The organism is Delftia sp. HK171, from assembly GCF_001886655.1.
Taxonomy (GTDB): Bacteria; Pseudomonadota; Gammaproteobacteria; order Burkholderiales; family Burkholderiaceae_C; genus Comamonas; species Comamonas acidovorans.
Genome location: NZ_CP018101.1, coordinates 5284181 through 5301967, shown reverse-complemented (window position 1 = coordinate 5301967; position 17787 = coordinate 5284181). Strand labels below are relative to the sequence as shown.

Below are 17787 nucleotides of genomic sequence, written 5' to 3'. Positions count from 1 at the left end.
CGGCAATGAAAAAGGGCAAGGCGCCTTCGCACCTTGCCCTTGCATGAACCTGTGGGTGCAGGCTCAGACGGCCAGCAGCTCCACGTCGAACTTCAGCGTGGCGTTGGGGGGATCACGCCGCCGGCGCCGCGGGCGCCATAGCCCAGCTCGGCCGGGATGATCAGGGTACGCTGGCCGCCCACCTTCATGCCTTGCACGCCTTCATCCCAGCCCTTGATCACCATACCGCCGCCCAGGGGGAAGACGAAGGGATCGTTGCGGTCCTTGCTGGAGTCGAACTTGGCGCCCTGCACGCCGTTGTTGTAGAGCCAGCCCGTGTAATGCACGGTCACGCTGCGGCCGCGCTGGGCTTCGGCGCCGTCGCCCACGACGGTGTCTTCATACTGCAGGCCGGATGCGGTGGTGGTGAAAGCCATGGTGGTATTCCTTGAGAGAGAAACGGTAGGGGGAAAGGAGACGACCCGGCGGGCCGGTGGCCCTGCGCGGGAAGAGGCCGTGGCGCCTGGTGCCGCGCCCGGCCTGACATCACTTCTTGGCGCGCGCGGCCACCCAGCGGTTGGCAAAGGCCTGCACATCGGACAGGCGCTTGAGCAGGTCCTGGCCGGCCAGCGTCACGGTGTAGCCGTCGGAGCCATGCTCCAGCAGCCCGCACTCGCGCAGCTCCTTGATGCGGGTGTTCAGCGTGTTGGGCGTGATGCCGCCCACGCTGTCTTGCAGCAGTCGAAAGGTCTGAGGATGACCGTCACGCAGCGCCCACAGCACGCGCAACGCGTAGCGGCATTCGAGTTTCTCGAACAGCTGGTTGATGGCGGCGTTTTCCTTGGAGCTCATGACGCTTCTCCTTGCGCAATGGTGTGGGTGAGCCGGCGGGTGCGTCCGGGTGGGACGCGCGCCGAGCCAAGTCCCGGGGAACTATAGCTCTGGATCCATTCTGCTACAAGTTTGGTAGCTCAAAACCCACAGCGGCAATGCCCCACGCTAGAGGAATACGCGTATGACCAAGCCAGTGTTGCAGGCCCGCCACGTGGTCTGCCCGCTGCGCGGCGGTTTCTCAGCTCTTGAGTTTGAGCAGATAGGTCATCACGCTGGCCGTGGTGTGCTCCAGCTCCAGAAAGCCGTTGAAATCGCGGCCCGCCTGCCAGGAAGGCTCCCAGCGGTTCTGGCGCAGGGCGCGTTGCCAGCTCTCGTGCTGCGTGGCCTGCTCCACGGCGCCCAGCAGGGCCTGGGCACGTGCGGCGCTGACCTGCTTGCCGGTGAAGACGGCGCGCCAGTTGGCCATGTCCGCATCCAGCCCCTGCTCGCGGAACGAGGGCAGGCCGAACAGGCTGCGGCGCGAGGACACGCCGATGGCGCGCAGCTTGCCGCTGGCCAGCGCCTCGCTGAACTCGCTGTAGCCGGACACGCCCATGCGCGCATCGCCCTTGAGCAAGGCCTCCACCACCTGGGCGCCGCCAGGAAAGGGCTTGTAGACCAGTTGCTCGGGCGCCGCCTTGGCCGCGCGCGTGAGCAGGCCGGCGAACATGTGGTCCACGCCACCGGCCGAGCCACCCGCAAACGACTGGTGGGCCAGGTCGCTGCGCAGCGCGGCCACCAGGTCCTTGGCATTGCGGATGGGGGAGTCGGCCGGTACGGCCACGACCAGGTAGTCGCTGGTCAGGCGGGCAATCGGCTGCACATGCGACATGTTGACGGCCGGCTTTTGCAGTGCCACCGCACCGACCATCACCATGCCGCCGATCAGCAAGGCGTCGGGGTCCTTGCCATGGCGCTCGGCAAACTGGGCCAGGCCGATGGTGCCTCCCTTGCCGCCCACGTTTTCATACTCCACGCGCTCGGCCGCGCCGCTGGCCACCAGGGCCACGCCCAGCGCGCGGCCGGTCTGGTCCCAGCCGCCGCCGGCATTGGCCGGAATGACGATGCGCAGGCTGGTCGCCACGCGCTGGGCGGTGCCGGCAGCCCGTGGCGCATGGGCTGCAGGTGCTGCCGCTGGCGGTGCGGCATGGGCCAGAGGAGAGCACAGCATGGCCAGGGCAGCGCCCTGGGCCAGCATCTGGCGGCGGTTCTGGCGCGTTCCATCGGCGGTATGGGCGGCGGTATGGGCGGCGTTGGCGGCGGTTTGCGAAAAGCTCGGAAGGCGCATGCAGTCTCCAATCGGGTTCGCGCGCCATTGTGGGCGCAAATGAATCAGAAAGGCAGATTATGTAAGCATGTGCGTCAGCTGCTTGACACAACACAGTACAGCGCAGTCCGGCCCGCGCGGCTCTGGGGTTCCTGGGCCGGTGCGGTCCTTCAACGCTCAGAAGTCGTAACGCATGCTCACGTTGACGCTGCGCGGCGCACCCCAGGTGTAGTACAGGCCCTGGGCATTGAAGTTGGTCACGCCAGAGAAATAGTGCTTGTCGAACAGGTTGTTGACGTTGGCCGCGATGCTGAGATGGCGGTTGATCTGGTAGCGCGCCATCAGGTCCATCACCCAGTAGGCGTCCTGGCGCAGCGTGGCGGCGCCGCGGCTGGTGGAGATGGCGCTCTGCCAGCGCGCGGCGCCACCCACGGTCAGGCCGGACAGCGCGCCCTGCGCGAAGCGGTAGGTGGTGCCCAGCTTGAACTGGTGGCGCGGGCTGGTGGCGGCGTTGTCCAGATTGCTGTTGATGGTCACGTAGCTGCCCTGGGCCTGCCAGCCCTTGGCCAGCTCGCCGGACAGTTCCAGTTCGAAGCCGCGCCTGCGCGCGCCCTGGACCGCGCGGTAGGCCGTTTCGCCATTGGGCATGAGCCCGTCTTCCACGGCCGTGTTGTCGGTGCGCATCCAGAAATGGGCGACGCTGGCGTTCAACCGCTTGTCGAAGAATTCGCCCTTGGCGCCGATCTCGTAGGTCAGGCCCTCCTCGGGCGGCAGGGTGCGTTCCTGCAGATCCTTGGCGCTTTGCGCCTTGAAGATGCTGGCGTAGCTGCCATACAGCGAGATGTTCGGGCTGACGTCATACACCAGGCCCGCATAGGGCGTGACCACGCCGTGCTCGCGCATGTTGTAGTTGTACCAGCTGATGTCGGTCACATCCTTCTGGTCGTAGTTGGTCACGCGCAGGCCGGCGATCAGCTTCAGCGGATCGGCCAGATTGAGGCGTGCCGCGCTGTAGAGATAGCTGCGCTTGTTGCTGAACAGGTCGTTGGAATAGGGGATGTTGTCCGCTGGCGCCGGGATGGCTGCGCCGCCCTGGCTGAAGTCCACCTGCGGCAGGTCCAGGCCGGGGCGCGCGCCGCGCAGCAGCGTGGTGCGGTTGCGTGCGGCGCCCGCGCCCACCAGCAACTCATGCTGGCGGCCGAACAGCGTGAACGGGCCCTGCACGTCGATGCTGATGTTCTGGTTGCGGGACTCGATGTCCTTGTAGGCCGCGAACTGGGCCGAGCTGGGCAGGGCGTAGCGCAGCAGGCCGATCTGCATGTCGGGCGTCTTCACCTCTTCATGCGACATCTGCAGCTTGGCCTTCCAGCCGCTGGCAAAGCGGTGCTCCAGGCGCGCGAAGCTGTTGAGCGACTCCTGCTCGTAGCCCGACCAGGGCGCGGCGATGTTCAGCGAGCGCGGCATCCAGCCGACGAACTGGCCGGTGCCCGTATAGCCCTGGATGGGCGTGGTGCCGCCCGAGCCGCGCAGCTCGCGCTGGCGGTAGGTGATGCCGGCGCTCAGCAGGGTGTCGGGGGTGAGGTCGTATTCCAGCGTGCCGTACAGCATGGAGCTGTTGCTGTGCTGGTGGTCGCGGAAGCTGTCGCCGCTCTTGCGCGAGGCCACCAGGCGGCCGCGCAGGCTGCCTTCCTGGTTCAGCGGACCGGCAATGTCGGCATCGGCGCGGTAGGTGCCCCAGCTGCCCGCGCTGGCCATTGCGCTGGCCTGGAAGTCGCGCGTGGGGCGCTTGCGGATCAGGTTGACCGTGGCTCCGTAGGCGCCGTCACCATTGATCAGGCCCGACGAGCCCTTGAGCACTTCAACGCGGTCGATCTCGGCCAGATCGTCCAGCGAGTACATGATGTGCGTGTTCCAGCCCCAGCCATTGGTGAGCTGGCGGCTGCCATCGGTCTGCAGGTTGACTCTGGAGCCGCGCACGTTGAAGGTGGTCATCTCGCTTTGGCGGACCACGGCCACGCCGGGCGTCTGCTCCAGCACGTCGGTCAGCGTCTCCAGCTTGAAGTCGTCCATGCGCTGGCGCGTCATCACGCTCACCGACTGCGGCGTCTCGCGCAGCGACAGGCCCAGGCCCGTGGCCGTGCTGCTGGCTCCGGTCGCGGTGTAGGCGCCCGTGCCTTCCGTGGCGCTGCCGACCTCGGCCTTGGCGGTGACGTGCACCGCGCCCAGCGTGGTGGCGCCCACGGCTGAGGCGGCAGGCGCTGTCGAGGACGCAGGCGATGCCTGCGAGCGGCGCAGCGTATAGCCGCCGTTGCCCGAGGTCGCGGCCGCCAGGCCCGAGCCCGCCAGCAGGCGGGTCAGCGCCTCGGCCGGCGCATGGCTGCCCTGCAGGCCCGGGCTTTGCAGATCGCGCACCAGCTCGGGCGTATAGGCCAGCAGCACGCCCGAGGCCTTGGCGAAGCGCGTGAGCGCGGCCTCCAGCGGTCCTGCCGGAATGTCGTAGGCCTGGGTGCGCTCGGTACCTGTCTGGCCCTGGCCCTGGGCATTCGCGGGCAAGGGCAGGGCGGACAGGCTCGCCAGTGCGGCGGCCAGGGCCAGGGTCAATGCGGACAGGTGGAACACGGGCGCAGGCTGCGCGGGGCGGAGGACGCGTGCCGCCGCGGTAGCGAGGCGGCGCTGGTGATGGAGGTCGGACATGTTGGTGCGGTCTTTGGATCAGGGAGGAAACATGGCGCCGCAAAGCGCCTCTCCCCTGCTTGTCACGCGAGATGGGAAAAGGTACAGACCGATGTCACCGGGCCGCGTTGTCCCGCCGCCTTCTCTTCATGCCGGACCTATGCGCACCCAGTAGCGCACCGGCACATGGATGCGCACGGGCAGCACCTGTACCAGGGACTGCAGGATGCGGTCCGTATCGGCGAGCGGGAAGACGCCCGACAGGCGCAACCCGGCCACCTCGGGTGCCAGCGTGATCAGCCCGGGTCGGTAGCGGCGCAGTTCGTCGATGAAGCGGTCCAGGCGCATGTCCGAGGCCACGAGCACGCCTTCGTCCCAGCCCGGCCCCTCGCCGGCCGCGCCGGCCGGCAGCGCCTGCGTGGCACTGAGCCTTGCGGCTTCGCCGCTGTCGACACGCAGCAACTCGCCCGTGCGGCTGCGGGCCTCGACCGCACCCTCGAAAACGGCCACGCGCGTATCCGCAGTCTCCATGTCATGGCGCACCGTGAAACGCGTGCCCAGGGCGCGCAGCCTGCCCGCGGGCGTGTCCACCACAAAGGGGCGCGCGGGCTGGGCCGTGTCATGGGCGGTGGTGACCATCAGCTCGCCGCGCAACAGCAGCACGCGGCGCAGCTGGTCGTCGAAGGCAAGGTCCACGGACGTCTCGGTGTTGAGCAGCAGCTGCGTGCCATCGGGCAACTGCAGGGAGCGCCGCTCGCCCTTGGCGGTGCTGACATCGGCATTCCAGGCCTGCCAGGGCAGGCGCTCATGCGCAGTCCATGCCGCAGCACCTGCGCCGGCCAGGCCAGCGACGCTGGCCAGCAGGCGGCGGCGTGCCTGGGAGGTCTTGAGGCTGCGCGCCAGCGTGGCCGTGGCAAGGGGTCCATTGAGGGGACCGCTGTCCGGGCGTGCGTCAGGCAGCCTGAGCCGCGCATTCGTGGCCTCGATGCGCTGCCAGGCCCGCTCATGCAGCGGATGGGCCGCGCGCCAGTCCAGCCATTGCGCGCGTTGTTCCTCTGTGCACTCGCCTGACCACAGCTGCACCAGCCAGTCCACGGCGCTGTGGACCACGTCAGGCGGCAGCGCGGGGTCGGCACTATGGGTGGAGCCATCGGCGCCATGGACGCGCCCGGCAGCGCAGCGCTGTGTCATGCCGCATGTTCCGGGAAGTAGCAATGCCGGATGGCGCGCGCCATGTACTGCTTGACCGAGCTGACCGAGACCTGCAGCAGCAACGCGATCTCGGCATAGGCCATGCCGTCCAGCTGGGCGTGCAGAAAGGCCGCGCGCACCTTGGGCGGCAGGCCGTCGAGCAGGCGGTCCAGCTCGCACAGCGTCTCCAGCACGATGGCGCGTTCCTCGGGCGAGGGCGCCAGCGGCTCGGGCTGCAGCGCCAGCGTGTCCAGATAGGCGCGTTCAATTTCTCGGCGGCGCAGGTGGTTGGCCATCACGCGCTTGGCCACCGTGGTGAGGAAGGCGCGGGGCTCCCGGATCTCGGACAGTTCGGTGCGGGACTCCATCACGCGCACGTAGGTGTCCTGTGCGAAATCTGCCGCATCGCCTGCATGGCCCAGCCGGCGCTGCAGCCAGGTGCGCAGCCAGCCATGGTGCTGCTGGTAGAGATGGGCAAGGGCCTGGTGGGGAGTCACGGCGGGACAGGACACGAAGGGGGTGAAGAGGGGGAGATGCAAGTGATAAGCATTCTTATTTTACTTTGAGTGATGCTGGCACCGCCTTGGCGTGGCGCACGATTAAGCCGGTAAAGCTTGTGTAAATGCGATCAATTCTTATTTGTGGGCGGTAGAATCCCCGGGCCTTTCCTTTCCTGGGCTCCCGTGCCCGCCATCCGTGATGGTTGACGCCGCGTGGCGCTGCCGCCTTTTTCTGTTGCGATGACATCCCCCAAACCGGACCCTCGGCGCCGTTCCTACTGGCTCAAGACACTGCACGAGTGGCACTGGGTCAGCTCCGCGCTGTGCCTGATCGGCATGCTGCTGTTTGCCGTCACGGGGTTCACGCTCAACCATGCGGGGCAGATCGAGTCCAAGCCGCGCATCGTGCGTGGCGAGGCGGCATTGCCCGATGCGCTGCGCGTGCAGTTGGTCCAGCAGCAGGCCAGCCAGCCGCGCGACCGGGCGCCCGTGCCTGCGCCGTTTGCGGACTGGGTGCGCGGCCAGTGGGGCCTTGAGGCCGAGGGCCGCGAGGCCGAATGGACGGCCGACGAACTCTATGTCTCCCTGCCACGCCCTGGCGGCGATGCCTGGGTGCGCGTTGCCCTGGCCGATGGCGAGGCCGAATACGAGCGCACCGACCGGGGCTGGATCGCCTATCTGAACGACCTGCACAAGGGCCGCAACACGGGCGCCGCCTGGAGCTGGTTCATCGACATCTTTGCCGCAGCCTGCCTGGTGTTCACCGTCACGGGCCTGTTCATCCTGAAGATGCATGCAGGCAACCGCCCCTTCACCTGGCCCATGGTCGGCATGGGGCTGGTGATTCCCATGCTGCTGGCCCTCCTGTTGATCCACTGAGAACCGAAAGAGCCTTGCCAATGAATCCGCACTTCTCTCTGCGCTACACCATGGCGCTTGGCGCCTGCCTGGGCGCGGTCCCGGTCTTTGCCGCCGGCCTGAACGTGGGCGTGGAAATTCCGCGCCTGGATGTCGCCGAATACCACCGCCCCTACGTGGCCGTGTGGATCGAGCGCGCCGACGCTTCGGTGGCCTCCACGCTGTCGGTCTGGTACGACGTGAAGATGCGCAATGCCGAAGGCACGAAGTGGCTCAAGGACATGCGCCAGTGGTGGCGCCGCACGGGCCGTGACCTGACCCTGCCGATCGATGGCGTGACCAGCCCCACGCGTCCCGTGGGCAAGCACCAGCTGAGCTTCACCGAAGGCGCCAACCCCTTCGCCAAGCTGCCGCCCGGTGAATACAAGCTCGTGGTCGAGGCCGCGCGCGAAGTCGGCGGCCGCGAAGTGGTTACCGTGCCCTTCAAGTGGCCCGCGGCCAAGGCCGAGCAACTGAGCGCCAAGGGCAGCAGCGAGCTGGGCGAGATCAGCGTCGAGCTCAAGCCTTGAAATTGAAAGCCGCTGAGGCGCTGTGCGCCTTCCCCCTCACGAGGGGGACGACGCCATCGCTGCACGTGCCAGACCCATCCACGAACCAAGGAGATTTTTCATGAAGTCCAAGACCCGCTTTGCCGTCCGTCTGGCTGCCAGCCTCGCCATTGCCTGCGGCGCCTTCCAGGCCGCGCAGGCCCACAACCTGTGGCTGCTGCCCTCGACCACGGTGCTGTCCAAGGCCGAATGGATCACGGTGGATGCCGCTGTCTCCAACGACCTGTTCTTCTTCAACCACGTGCCGCTGGGCCTGGACAACCTCGTTGTCTCGGCGCCGGACGGCTCGGCCGTCGCGCCGCAGAATGCCCATCGCGGCAAGCTGCGCAGCGTGTTCGATCTGGACCTGCAGCAAAGCGGCACCTACCGCCTGGCCATCGTCAACGACGGCCTGTTTGCCTCCTGGAAGGACAAGGCCACGGGCCAGAACCGCCGCTGGCGCGGCTCGCCCGAGAAGTTCGCCGCCGATGTGCCCGCCGACGCGCAGGACCTGAAGGTGACCCAGTCCGTGGGCCGCATCGAGACCTTCGTGACCGTGGGCAAGCCCAGCGCCGTCAAGCCTTCCGGCAAGGGGCTGGAGCTGGTGCCCGTGACGCATCCCAACGACCTGGTGAAGGGCGAGAAGGCCACCTTCGCCTTCCATGTGGACGGCAAGCCCGCCGCCAACATGGAAGTCGTGCTGGTGCCCGGCGCCACGCGCTACCGCGACAACAAGGGCGAGATCAAGGCCACGACCGACGCCAAGGGCGAGTTCAGCGTGACATGGCCCACCGCCGGCATGTACTGGGTGGATGCCGACGCGCAGGACAGCAAGACATCGCTGCCCCAGGCCAAGGAGCGCCGCCTGTCCTACGTGGGCACGTTCGAGGTGCTGCCCTGAGCCTTGCGTCCCCACCCGGGGCTCCGTCTGCGCCCGTGCCCGTGCCCGTGCGCGTGAGCTTCGCGCCCGCCCTGTTGCAGGGCAGCGCAGGCCGGGGCCTTGCCACGCCTGTGCCCACAGGCGCGGCGTCCTTTGCCGTCTCCGGCTACGCGCCGCAGGCGGTGCGGCGGGCAGACCCCGCCGCGCTGCAAACACTCACCGGCGAGGCCATGGGCACGACCTGGAGCGTGCGCCTGCACAACCCGGATTTCCGCCCGCTCGATGAGGCGCGCCAGGCCATAGAGGCTGCGCTGGCCCTGGTCGTGCGCCAGATGAGCAACTGGGAAGCCGGCTCCGACATCTCGCGCTTCAACCGCGCCGAGCCTGGCAGCTGGCATGCACTGCCGCCCGAATTCTTCACCGTGCTGGCCTGTGCACTCGATTGGGCAAAGGCCAGCGGCGGCGCCTGGGACCCTACCGTGGGGCCGCTGGTTGATCTGTGGGGCTTCGGCCCGCGTGCGGAAAAGGCGCAGGGCGCCGGCATCCCCGATGCCGATGTGCTGCGGCGGGTGCGCGAGCGCGTGGGCTACCAGCGCATCGTGCTGGACCTGGCGGGCCGGCGCGCGCTGCAGCCCGGCGCCGTCCATGTGGACTTCAGCGGCATCGCCAAAGGCTATTCGGTGGACCTGGTCGCCGAGCGCCTGCAGGCGCTGGGCCATACCGATTTCCTCGTCGAGGTGGGAGGCGAGCTGCGGGCCTGCGGTCAGCGCCCTGGCAACCAGCTCTGGCGCGTGGCCGTGGCCAGCATGGCGGACCCGTCCACGCCGCTGGCGCTGCCGCTGCGCGACATGGCCATCGCCACCTCGGGCGACCACTGGCATGCCTTCGAGCAGGGCGGGCGCCGCTACTCCCACACCATCGATCCGCGCAGCGGCGAGCCCGTGGCGCATGGCCTGACCAGCGTCACCGTGCTGCATGCCGAATGCATGCAGGCCGACGCCCTGGCCACCGTGCTCACCGTGCTGGGGCCGCGCGAGGGCCTGGACTTTGCCGAGCAGCGCGGCGTGGCGGCGCTGCTGTGCGAGCGCACTGCCCAAGGCCCTGCCATGGCGATGACAACGGCTTTTGCCGCGCTGCTGCCGTGAGCGTTTCCTTCCCTTTTTCCGCCGTGTAGATTTCCGGTTCCCGCCATGACCTTGTCCGAAACCGGGCTGCGCGTACTCGCAGCCGCCGTGCTGGTCCTGCTTTATGCGGCCATGTGCGCCGCCGTCTGGTGGCGCGAGCGCCGCCAGCGCATGCGGGCCCGGCAGGAAGCGGCTGCGCTGACCAGCGCACGCGAGGGCGCGCTGCCCCTGCTCGTGGCCTATGCCAGCCAGACCGGCCAGGCCGAGGAACTGGCGCGCGAAACCGCCCGGCTGCTGCACACGGCCGGAGAAAGCGTGCACCTGTGCGCCCTGGACGCTGTGGATGCCGACCTGCTGGCGCGCACGCAAAGGGCGCTGTTCATCGCCAGCACCTATGGCGAAGGCGACCCACCCGACAACGCGGCGCTGTTCCTGGCGCACGCCATGGCCGATGCACGGCCGCTGTCCCATCTGCAATACGGTCTGCTGGCGCTGGGCGACCGGCAGTACGCGCAGTTCTGCGGCTTTGGCCGCGCGCTGGACAGCTGGCTGCGTGCCGGTGGCGCCAGGCCCTGGTTCGAGCGCATTGAAATGGACAACGGCGCGCCGCAGGCGCTGACCGCCTGGCAGCACCAGCTGACCCAGATCAGCAGCCTGGGCGACATGCCGGCATGGGAGCAGCCGGTCTTCAGCGAATGGACGCTGGCCGCGCGCCGGCACATGAACCCGGGCAGCGCAGGCGAGCCGGTGTTCCACATCGAGCTGCAGCCCCCTGCAACGGAGCCCGCGCTGTGGGAGTCCGGCGACCTGGCGCAGGTCTGCATTCCTGCGGACCCGCAGCATCCGCGCGAGTACTCCATCGCCTCCATCGCCCAGGATGGCTGCGTGCACCTGCTGGTGCGCCAGGCGCGGCGCGAGGATGGCTCGCCGGGCCTGGCCTCGGGCTGGCTCACTCAGGGCGCCCCCCTGGGGGCAGCCATCACCCTGAGGCTGCGTGCGCACCGCAATTTCCGACTGGAAGACAACCTGCAGCGCCCGCTGGTGCTGATCGGCAACGGCACGGGCCTGGCGGGCCTGCGCAGCCACCTGCGCGCGCGTGCTGCGGCGGGCCTGGGTCCCAACTGGCTGCTGTTCGGGGAGCGCAATGCGGCGCACGACCGGCTGTACGGCGACGAGCTTCAGGCATGGTGCGATGGCAGCGTGCTGCAGCGCCTGGACCTGGCCTTCTCGCGCGACCGCAGCGAAGGCGCGCCGCGCGCCTATGTGCAGGACCTGCTGGCGCAGTCCGGCGATGTCTTGCGCCAATGGGTGGCGCAGGGCGCAGCCATCTACGTGTGCGGCAGCCTGCAGGGCATGGCCCAGGGCGTGGACCAGGCGCTGCACGCCGTGTTGGGCGAGGCGCAGATGGAGCTGCTGGTGCGCAGCGGCCGATACCGGCGCGATGTGTACTGAACCCCGCTTGCGCCAGCGCAAAGATGGGCCGGTTTGCTCCTAGGAACGTAGCATCGGCACGACAGATAAATCCTATTGTGATCATGAGAATGGAAATGATTCTCAATGTTCATATAATTTCGTTACATATCCCCATCCCATCGCATAACCAAACATTTCAAAGCGAGTTTCACGGGCCCCACAGCCCGTTTTCCGTTTCTGGAGTGTTTGCATGTCGTATCGCGATCTGCGCGGAGTTCTTCCGTCGCGTCCTTCCCATCTGGCCCTTGTGGTGGCTGCCGTCTGCGCTTCGGGTGCCGTCTCTGCACAGACGGCAACAGGCAATGCCGCGCCCGCCACGGAGCTGCGCGAAGTCGTGGTCTCCGCCTCGGGTTTCGAGCAGGACATCAAGGAGGCGCCGGCCTCCATCACCGTCATCCCGCGTGAGGAACTGGCCAAGGGGCGCTTCGGCAGCCTGACCGACGCGCTGGAAAGCGTGGAAGGCATCGACGTGGGCGCCCCCGCAGGCAAGACCGGCGGCATGAACATCAGCATCCGCGGCATGCCCAGCGACTACACGCTGGTGCTCATCGACGGCCGCCGCCAGAACTCGGCCGGCAACGTCACGCCCAACGGCTTTGGCGAGACGCAGACCAGCTTCATGCCGCCCATCGGCGCCATCGAGCGCATCGAGGTCATCCGCGGCCCCATGTCCACGCTCTACGGCTCCGACGCCATGGGCGGCGTGATCAACATCATCACCCGCAAGGTCGGCAAGACCTGGACGGGCAGCGTCAGCGCCGACTACACGCTGCAGGAAGAGTCGGAGTTCGGCGACATCAAATCCGGCAAGTTCTACCTGAGCGGCCCCATCAAGCAGGACCTGCTGGGCCTGTCGATCCGCGGCAGCACGCAGCGCCGGGCCGCTTCGGACATCACCTATGCGGGCGCCAACGGCCAGCCCGCCGTTCCCCTCATGGGCGGCAACCCTGTCAAGTCCGAGATCAACAACCTGGGCCTGCGCCTGGCGCTCACGCCCAACAGGTACCACGACATCACGCTGGACCTGGACTCGGGCCGCCAGACCTATGACAACTCGCGCGGCCAGCTCGGCACGCTGGGGCTGCAGGGCGGCTACGGCCCCGAGCAGAAATACAACCGCGACCAGCTCACGCTGGCGCACACGGGCCGCTTTGGCTTCGGAACCTGGGACACCAGCTTCATGGTCAACCGCACCGAAACCATGGGCCGCACCGTTCCCCCGGGAACGCCGGGCGCGACACCGGGCGCTGCGCGCACGCTGGAGGTGGAAAGCAAGGTGCTGGACAGCAAGCTGGTCCTGCCCTGGGGTGCCCACCTGACCACGCTGGGCGGCCAGTGGTGGGATGCCGAGATGAAGGACGGCGTGGCGCCGAACAAGTTCGCCTTCACGCAGAAGGCCCTGTTTGCCGAGGACGAATGGAGCCTGACCGACGCCTTCAAGCTCACCATGGGCGCGCGCTATGACCGCCACAGTCTCTTCGGCGGCAAGCTCAGCCCGCGCATCTACGGCGTGTGGAATGCCGCGCCGCAGTGGACCGTGAAGGGCGGCATCAGCAACGGCTACAAGACGCCGCGTGTGGAGCAGCTGGCGCCCGGCATCAACGGCTTCGGCCAGCAGGGCCGCCTGCCGCTGGTGGGCAGCCCCAACCTCAAGCCCGAAACCAGCCGCACCACCGAACTGGGCGTCTATTTCGACAGCCCCACGGGCTTTGCAGGCAGCGCCACGGTGTTCAACAACGAGTTCAAGGACAAGATCACCAGCGGCCCGGGCCTGATCAACTGCGACTTTGCGGCAGCGCCCAACCGCCCCGGCTGCGTGAGCTTCGGCAACTGGCCCCTGGTGGATGCCTTCGGCCAGTCCATCAACGTGGACGAGGCCGTCACGCGCGGCCTGGAGCTGAGTGCGCGCATGCCGCTGGCCCAGGGCTGGAACGCCAGCGCCAACTACACCTTCACCAAGAGCGAGCAAAAGAGCGGCCCCAACCGGGGCAACCCGCTGAGCGACACGCCCAAGCATGCGCTCAACGCCCGCCTGAACTGGGAGCCGGGTGCCCAGTGGAACCTGTGGCTGCGTGCCGAATACCGCAGCGAACGCTTCCGCGACCCCGGCACCAGCGCCAGCTCCCAGGCCGCCAAGGCCGCGCTGGGCAACTACAAGGCCTATACCCAGTTCCACCTGGGTGGCAGCTACCGCGTGAGCAAGCAGTTCACCATCAACGCGGCCATCTACAACCTGTTCAACAAGGATTTCGTGGACTACCAGCCCTACAACGTACCGGGCCAGGTCCAGGGTACCGTGATCTTTGGCAACCGCTACGCGAACAACCAGGAAGGCCGCCGCCTGTGGGTGTCCGCCAACTACGAGTTCTGAGGCGGGTTCCGGGGCGCCTGGCTGGCCTGCACGCGTGACGGGGCCAGCCTGACCAGCACCTGCAGCGTGCGGTTCAGCGGCACGGGCACGCCCAGGGCCTCGCCGCGCCGCACCACATAGCCGTTCAGGTGGTCGATTTCGCTGGGCTTGCCCAGCGCCAGATCCTGGGCGGTGGATGAGAACTGGCCCGGCATGGTGGCCGGCAGGCCCCGCACGGCAGCGGGCACGTCGCCGGGCAGGGCCACGCCGTCGGCCCTGGCCACGGCCAGGCATTCGGCCACCACGTCGTCCACCACGTGCGCCACGCCGGGCGCCTGCACCAGCGGGCCGTAGGGCAGCTGGCACAGCGCCGACAGCGCGTTGTAGGCGCAGTTGATCACCAACTTGGCCCACAGCGCGCCGCGCACATCGGGCGATAACTGCACGGCAATGCCCGCCGCGCCAAATTGCAGGGCCACCTGTTCGCTGAGTGCAGAGGGCGCGATGACCAGTTCGCCACGCCCGAAGTGGCGCACATGGCCGGGACCGGCCATGGCCGTGGCCACATAGACCACGGCGGCCGCCACGGCAACGGACGGGCCCAGCACGGCGCGCACGCGCTCGTCGTTGTCCACGCCGTTTTGCATGGTCAGCACCAGGGCGCCCGGCGCCAGGTGCGGCTGCATCTCGCGGGCCGCTTCCTCGGTGGCCGTGGACTTGACGCAGAACATCACCACATCGGCATCGCGCACGGCGCTGGCCTCGGTCGATGCCTGCATGGGCACCTGGATGTCCAGTGCCGCCGTCTCCAGCCGCAGGCCATGCTGCTGCACGGCCTGCACATGGGCGGGACGGCCAATCAGCGTGACCTGGTGGCCGGCGCGGGCCAGCAGTGCGCCGAAATAACAGCCCACGGCGCCTGCGCCCATGACGGCGATGCGCAGCGGCGCGGTGGGGGAGGAGGGGCTGGCGGAAGAAGCGTCCATGGTGCGAATCGGATAGGCCTTTGATGGCGCCCAGTCTAGCCAGGCTGCCGTCAAGGGCCCATGCTGTCTTCCCTGCCGGGAGGCACTGCGGACTTCAGGCCGTCCTCATGCCGTGCTCATACCGTGCTCATGCCGTCTGCAGGCACAGGTACTTGGTTTCCAGGTATTCCTCGATGCCGTGGCGCGAGCCCTCGCGGCCCAGGCCGGACTGCTTGACGCCGCCGAAGGGCGCGACCTCGTTGGAGATCAGGCCGGTATTGATGCCCACCATGCCGTACTCCAGCGCACGCGATACGCGCCAGATGCGGCGGTTGTCGTTGGTGAACAGATAGGCGGCCAGGCCGTAGATGGTGTCGTTGGCGCGGCGCACTACTTCGTCCTCGTCATGGAAGCGGAACAGCGGCGCCAGCGGGCCGAAGGTTTCCTCCTCGCAAACCCGCATGCTGTCGTTCACATCGGCCAGCAGCGTGGGCTCGAAGAACAGCTTGCCCGGCACCGGGCGCCTGCCACCGGCCAGCAGGCGTGCGCCCTTGGACAGCGCGTCGGCCACATGGCTTTCCACCTTCTGCACGGCGGCCTCGTTGATCAGCGGGCCATGCGTCACGCCGGGCTCCAGGCCGTTGCCGACCTTGAACTCCGCCATGGCCCGCGCCAGGCGGCGGGCCAGTTCGTCATGGATGCGGTCGTGCACATAGATGCGGTTGGCGCATACGCAGGTCTGGCCCGCGTTGCGGAACTTGGAGGCCAGGATGCCGGCCACGGCCTGGTCGATATCGGCATCGTCAAACACGATCAACGGCGCATTGCCGCCCAGCTCCAGCGACAGCTTCTTGACCGTGTCGCTGCACTGGCGCATCAGCAGCCGCCCGGTGGCCGTGGAGCCCGTGAAGCTGAGCTTGCGCACCACGGGGCTTTGGGTCAGCGCCTGGCCGATGTCCTGCGGGTGGCCGGTCAGCACCTGGAAGACGCCGGCGGGAATGCCGGCCTCCTCGGCCAGCACGGCCAGGGCCAGGGCCGTGAAGGGTGTGCTTTCGGCCGGCTTGACCAGCATGGTGCAGCCGGCGGCCAGCGCCGGGCCGGCCTTGCGCGTGATCATGGCGGCCGGGAAGTTCCAGGGCGTGATGGCGGCGCACACGCCAATGGGCTCGCGCAGCGTCAGCAGTTGCTGGCCGGCCGTGGGCGACTGCAGCAGTTCTCCGTCCACGCGCTTGCCTTCCTCGGCAAACCATTCGATGAAGGAGGCCGCGTAGGCGATCTCGCCGCGTGCCTCGGCCAGGGGCTTGCCCTGCTCCAGGGTCATCAGCCGCGCCAGATCGTCCTGGTGCGCCAGCATCAGGTCGAACCAGCGGCGCAGGATGCCTGCGCGCTGCTTGCCCGTCAGCGCGGCCCAGGCGGGCAGGGCGCGCTGTGCGGCGGCAATGGCGGCTTCGGTCTCGCCGGCCTGCAGGGCAGGCACCTGGCCCAGGCGCTCGCCCGTGGCGGGGTTGAAGACGTCGATGGCGGGGCCGGAGCCCACGGCTCGCCAGCCCTCGGCGAGCAGGCAGGCCTGGCGGAACAGATCGGGGCGTTGCAGTGAAAGACTCATGGTGCGGCAGGGTGTGGCTGGGATGGGGATTCAGGCGGCGACTGGCTGGGACGCGCTCTGGGTGATGGCGCTGTCGATGATGTCCAGGGCCCTGGCGAACAGCGGCTGTGGAATCGTCAGCGGATAGAGAAAGCGGATGGCGTTGCCGTACAGGCCGCAGGTCAGCAGCAGCAGGCCCTGCTCCTGCGCGTGCCGGACGACGGCGGCCACGCGCTGCGCGTCGGGCTCGCCGCTGCCGGGAAGGCGGAACTCCACGGCCAGCATCGAGCCCAGTCCGCGCACGTCGGCAATGCCGGCATCCTGCGCCTGCAGGGCTTGCAGGCGCGCGCGCAGCTGGTTGCCCAGTGCGTGGGCGCGCTCGCACAGCCGTTCTTCATCGATCACGTCGAGCACGGCATGGGCCGCGGCCACGGCCAGCGGGTTGGCGGCATAGGTGCCGCCCAGGCCGCCGGGGTGGGGTGCGTCCATGACGGCCGCGCGGCCCACCACGCCCGAGATCGGCAGGCCGCCGCCCAGGCTCTTGGCCATGGTGATCAGGTCGGGCTGCACGCCGTAGTGCTCCATGGCGAACAGCTTGCCCGTGCGAGCGAAGCCGGTCTGCACCTCGTCGGCGATCAGCAGCATGCCGTGCTGGTCGCACAGCTGGCGCAGGCCGGTGAACAGGGCGGCAGGCACGGGGTGGAAGCCCCCTTCGCCCTGGACGGGCTCCACGATGATGGCGGCCACGCGCTGCGGGTCCACCGAGGTCTTGAGCAGCATGGCAATGGCGTCCAGCGACTGCTGCACGCTCACGCCGGCCTGCTCGCTGGGGAAGGGCGCGTGGAAGACTTCGCCCGGCATGGGGCCGAAGCCCTGCTTGTAGGGTGCCACCTTGCCCGTCAGTGCCATGCCCAGCTGGGTGCGGCCATGGAAGGCGCCCTGGAAGGCGATCACGGCCGAGCGGCCCGTGGCATGGCGCGCGATCTTGACGGCGTTCTCCACGGCCTCGGCGCCCGTGGTGAAGAAGGCGGTCTTGGCCGGGCCGGCGATGGGCGCCAGCGCATTGATGCGCTCGGCCAGCGCAATCGCGCTTTCGTAGGGAACGATCTGGAAGGCCGTGTGCGTGAAGCGCTCCAGTTGCTGCTGCACGGCCTGGACCACGCGCGGATGGCGGTGGCCCGTGTTGAGCACGGCAATGCCGGCCGCGAAATCGATGTACTGCCGGCCCTCGGCATCGGTCAGCAGGGCGTTGTCGGCCTGCACGGCATGGAAGCCGCACATCACGCCCACGCCGCGCGGCATGGCGGCGTTGCGCCGGTTCTGGAGTTGCTGGTTCGGGGAAGAGGCGGTGGCGCTGGACATGAGAGGGTTCTCCGTTGATGGGGATGCAAGGCTTCCCGTTATAGTGGCCATTGGTTCCATGAGTGGAGCCATCTTTTGAAAAGATGGTGGTGCCAATTGAGAGCGCCTCCACCTCCACCT

At 68.3% G+C, this 17787-nt stretch carries 14 protein-coding genes and 1 pseudogene; 6 read left to right on the top strand and 9 right to left on the bottom strand.

What is annotated here, in order from left to right; translation table 11 throughout:
* Positions 1-63: 63 nt before the first annotated feature.
* From BO996_RS23680 to BO996_RS23655, 6 genes and pseudogenes are all read right to left on the bottom strand, one after another.
* Positions 64-416, bottom strand: a pseudogene (locus BO996_RS23680) (FKBP-type peptidyl-prolyl cis-trans isomerase).
* Positions 417-525: 109 nt separating this feature from the next.
* Entirely contained in the window at positions 526-831 is a 306-nt protein-coding gene (locus BO996_RS23675) for a winged helix-turn-helix transcriptional regulator (protein ID WP_012206858.1), read from the bottom strand.
* 220 nt (positions 832-1051) lie between these two features.
* Positions 1052-2140 carry a Bug family tripartite tricarboxylate transporter substrate binding protein gene (locus BO996_RS23670; RefSeq protein WP_071956555.1) on the bottom strand — a complete coding sequence of 363 codons (1089 nt, stop codon included), beginning with the start codon at positions 2138-2140 and terminating at the stop codon, positions 1052-1054.
* 156 nt (positions 2141-2296) lie between these two features.
* Entirely contained in the window at positions 2297-4813 is a 2517-nt protein-coding gene (locus tag BO996_RS23665; RefSeq protein ID WP_071956554.1) for a TonB-dependent siderophore receptor, read from the bottom strand.
* Positions 4814-4939: 126 nt separating this feature from the next.
* Entirely contained in the window at positions 4940-5983 is a 1044-nt protein-coding gene (locus tag BO996_RS23660) for a FecR domain-containing protein (RefSeq protein ID WP_071956553.1), read from the bottom strand.
* Positions 5980-6495, bottom strand: a complete 516-nt coding sequence (locus BO996_RS23655) for a sigma-70 family RNA polymerase sigma factor (protein ID WP_013801139.1) — start codon at positions 6493-6495, stop codon at positions 5980-5982. The genes BO996_RS23660 and BO996_RS23655 overlap by 4 nt, the downstream gene beginning before the upstream one ends.
* Positions 6496-6723: 228 nt before the next feature.
* On the opposite strand from BO996_RS23655, the gene BO996_RS23650 reads away from it, so the two are divergent.
* From BO996_RS23650 to BO996_RS23625, 6 genes are all read left to right on the top strand, one after another.
* Positions 6724-7362 carry a PepSY-associated TM helix domain-containing protein gene (locus BO996_RS23650; RefSeq protein ID WP_013801140.1) on the top strand — a complete coding sequence of 213 codons (639 nt, stop codon included), beginning with the start codon at positions 6724-6726 and terminating at the stop codon, positions 7360-7362.
* A gap of 20 nt (positions 7363-7382) precedes the next feature.
* Positions 7383-7910 (top strand): DUF2271 domain-containing protein, encoded by a 528-nt coding sequence (locus BO996_RS23645; RefSeq protein ID WP_034396360.1) that lies wholly within the window; start codon positions 7383-7385, stop codon positions 7908-7910.
* A gap of 100 nt (positions 7911-8010) precedes the next feature.
* The gene (locus BO996_RS23640; protein WP_071956552.1) at positions 8011-8829 is read left to right on the top strand and encodes a DUF4198 domain-containing protein; all 819 of its coding nucleotides are present in this window, start codon (positions 8011-8013) and stop codon (positions 8827-8829) included.
* A 47-nt stretch (positions 8830-8876) separates the two neighbouring features.
* On the top strand, positions 8877-9953 hold the full coding sequence (locus BO996_RS23635) for an FAD:protein FMN transferase (RefSeq protein ID WP_071957201.1): 1077 nt from the start codon (positions 8877-8879) through the stop codon (positions 9951-9953).
* A gap of 45 nt (positions 9954-9998) precedes the next feature.
* Positions 9999-11384: a sulfite reductase subunit alpha gene (locus tag BO996_RS23630; protein WP_071956551.1), complete on the top strand. Its 1386-nt coding sequence runs from the start codon at positions 9999-10001 to the stop codon at positions 11382-11384.
* A gap of 211 nt (positions 11385-11595) precedes the next feature.
* Positions 11596-13776 carry a TonB-dependent receptor domain-containing protein gene (locus tag BO996_RS23625; RefSeq protein ID WP_071956550.1) on the top strand — a complete coding sequence of 727 codons (2181 nt, stop codon included), beginning with the start codon at positions 11596-11598 and terminating at the stop codon, positions 13774-13776.
* On the opposite strand, the gene BO996_RS23620 is transcribed toward BO996_RS23625, so the two are convergent.
* The 3 genes from BO996_RS23620 to gabT form a co-directional block, all read right to left on the bottom strand.
* Positions 13764-14741: a ketopantoate reductase family protein gene (locus BO996_RS23620; protein ID WP_071956549.1), complete on the bottom strand. Its 978-nt coding sequence runs from the start codon at positions 14739-14741 to the stop codon at positions 13764-13766. The two genes, BO996_RS23625 and BO996_RS23620, sit on opposite strands and share 13 nt — an antisense overlap.
* A gap of 127 nt (positions 14742-14868) precedes the next feature.
* Positions 14869-16326 carry an NAD-dependent succinate-semialdehyde dehydrogenase gene (locus tag BO996_RS23615; protein ID WP_013801147.1) on the bottom strand — a complete coding sequence of 486 codons (1458 nt, stop codon included), beginning with the start codon at positions 16324-16326 and terminating at the stop codon, positions 14869-14871.
* A 30-nt stretch (positions 16327-16356) separates the two neighbouring features.
* Complete coding sequence (gene gabT, locus BO996_RS23610) at positions 16357-17667, bottom strand: 4-aminobutyrate--2-oxoglutarate transaminase (RefSeq protein ID WP_071956548.1); 1311 nt, start codon at positions 17665-17667, stop codon at positions 16357-16359.
* Positions 17668-17787: the final 120 nt, after the last annotated feature.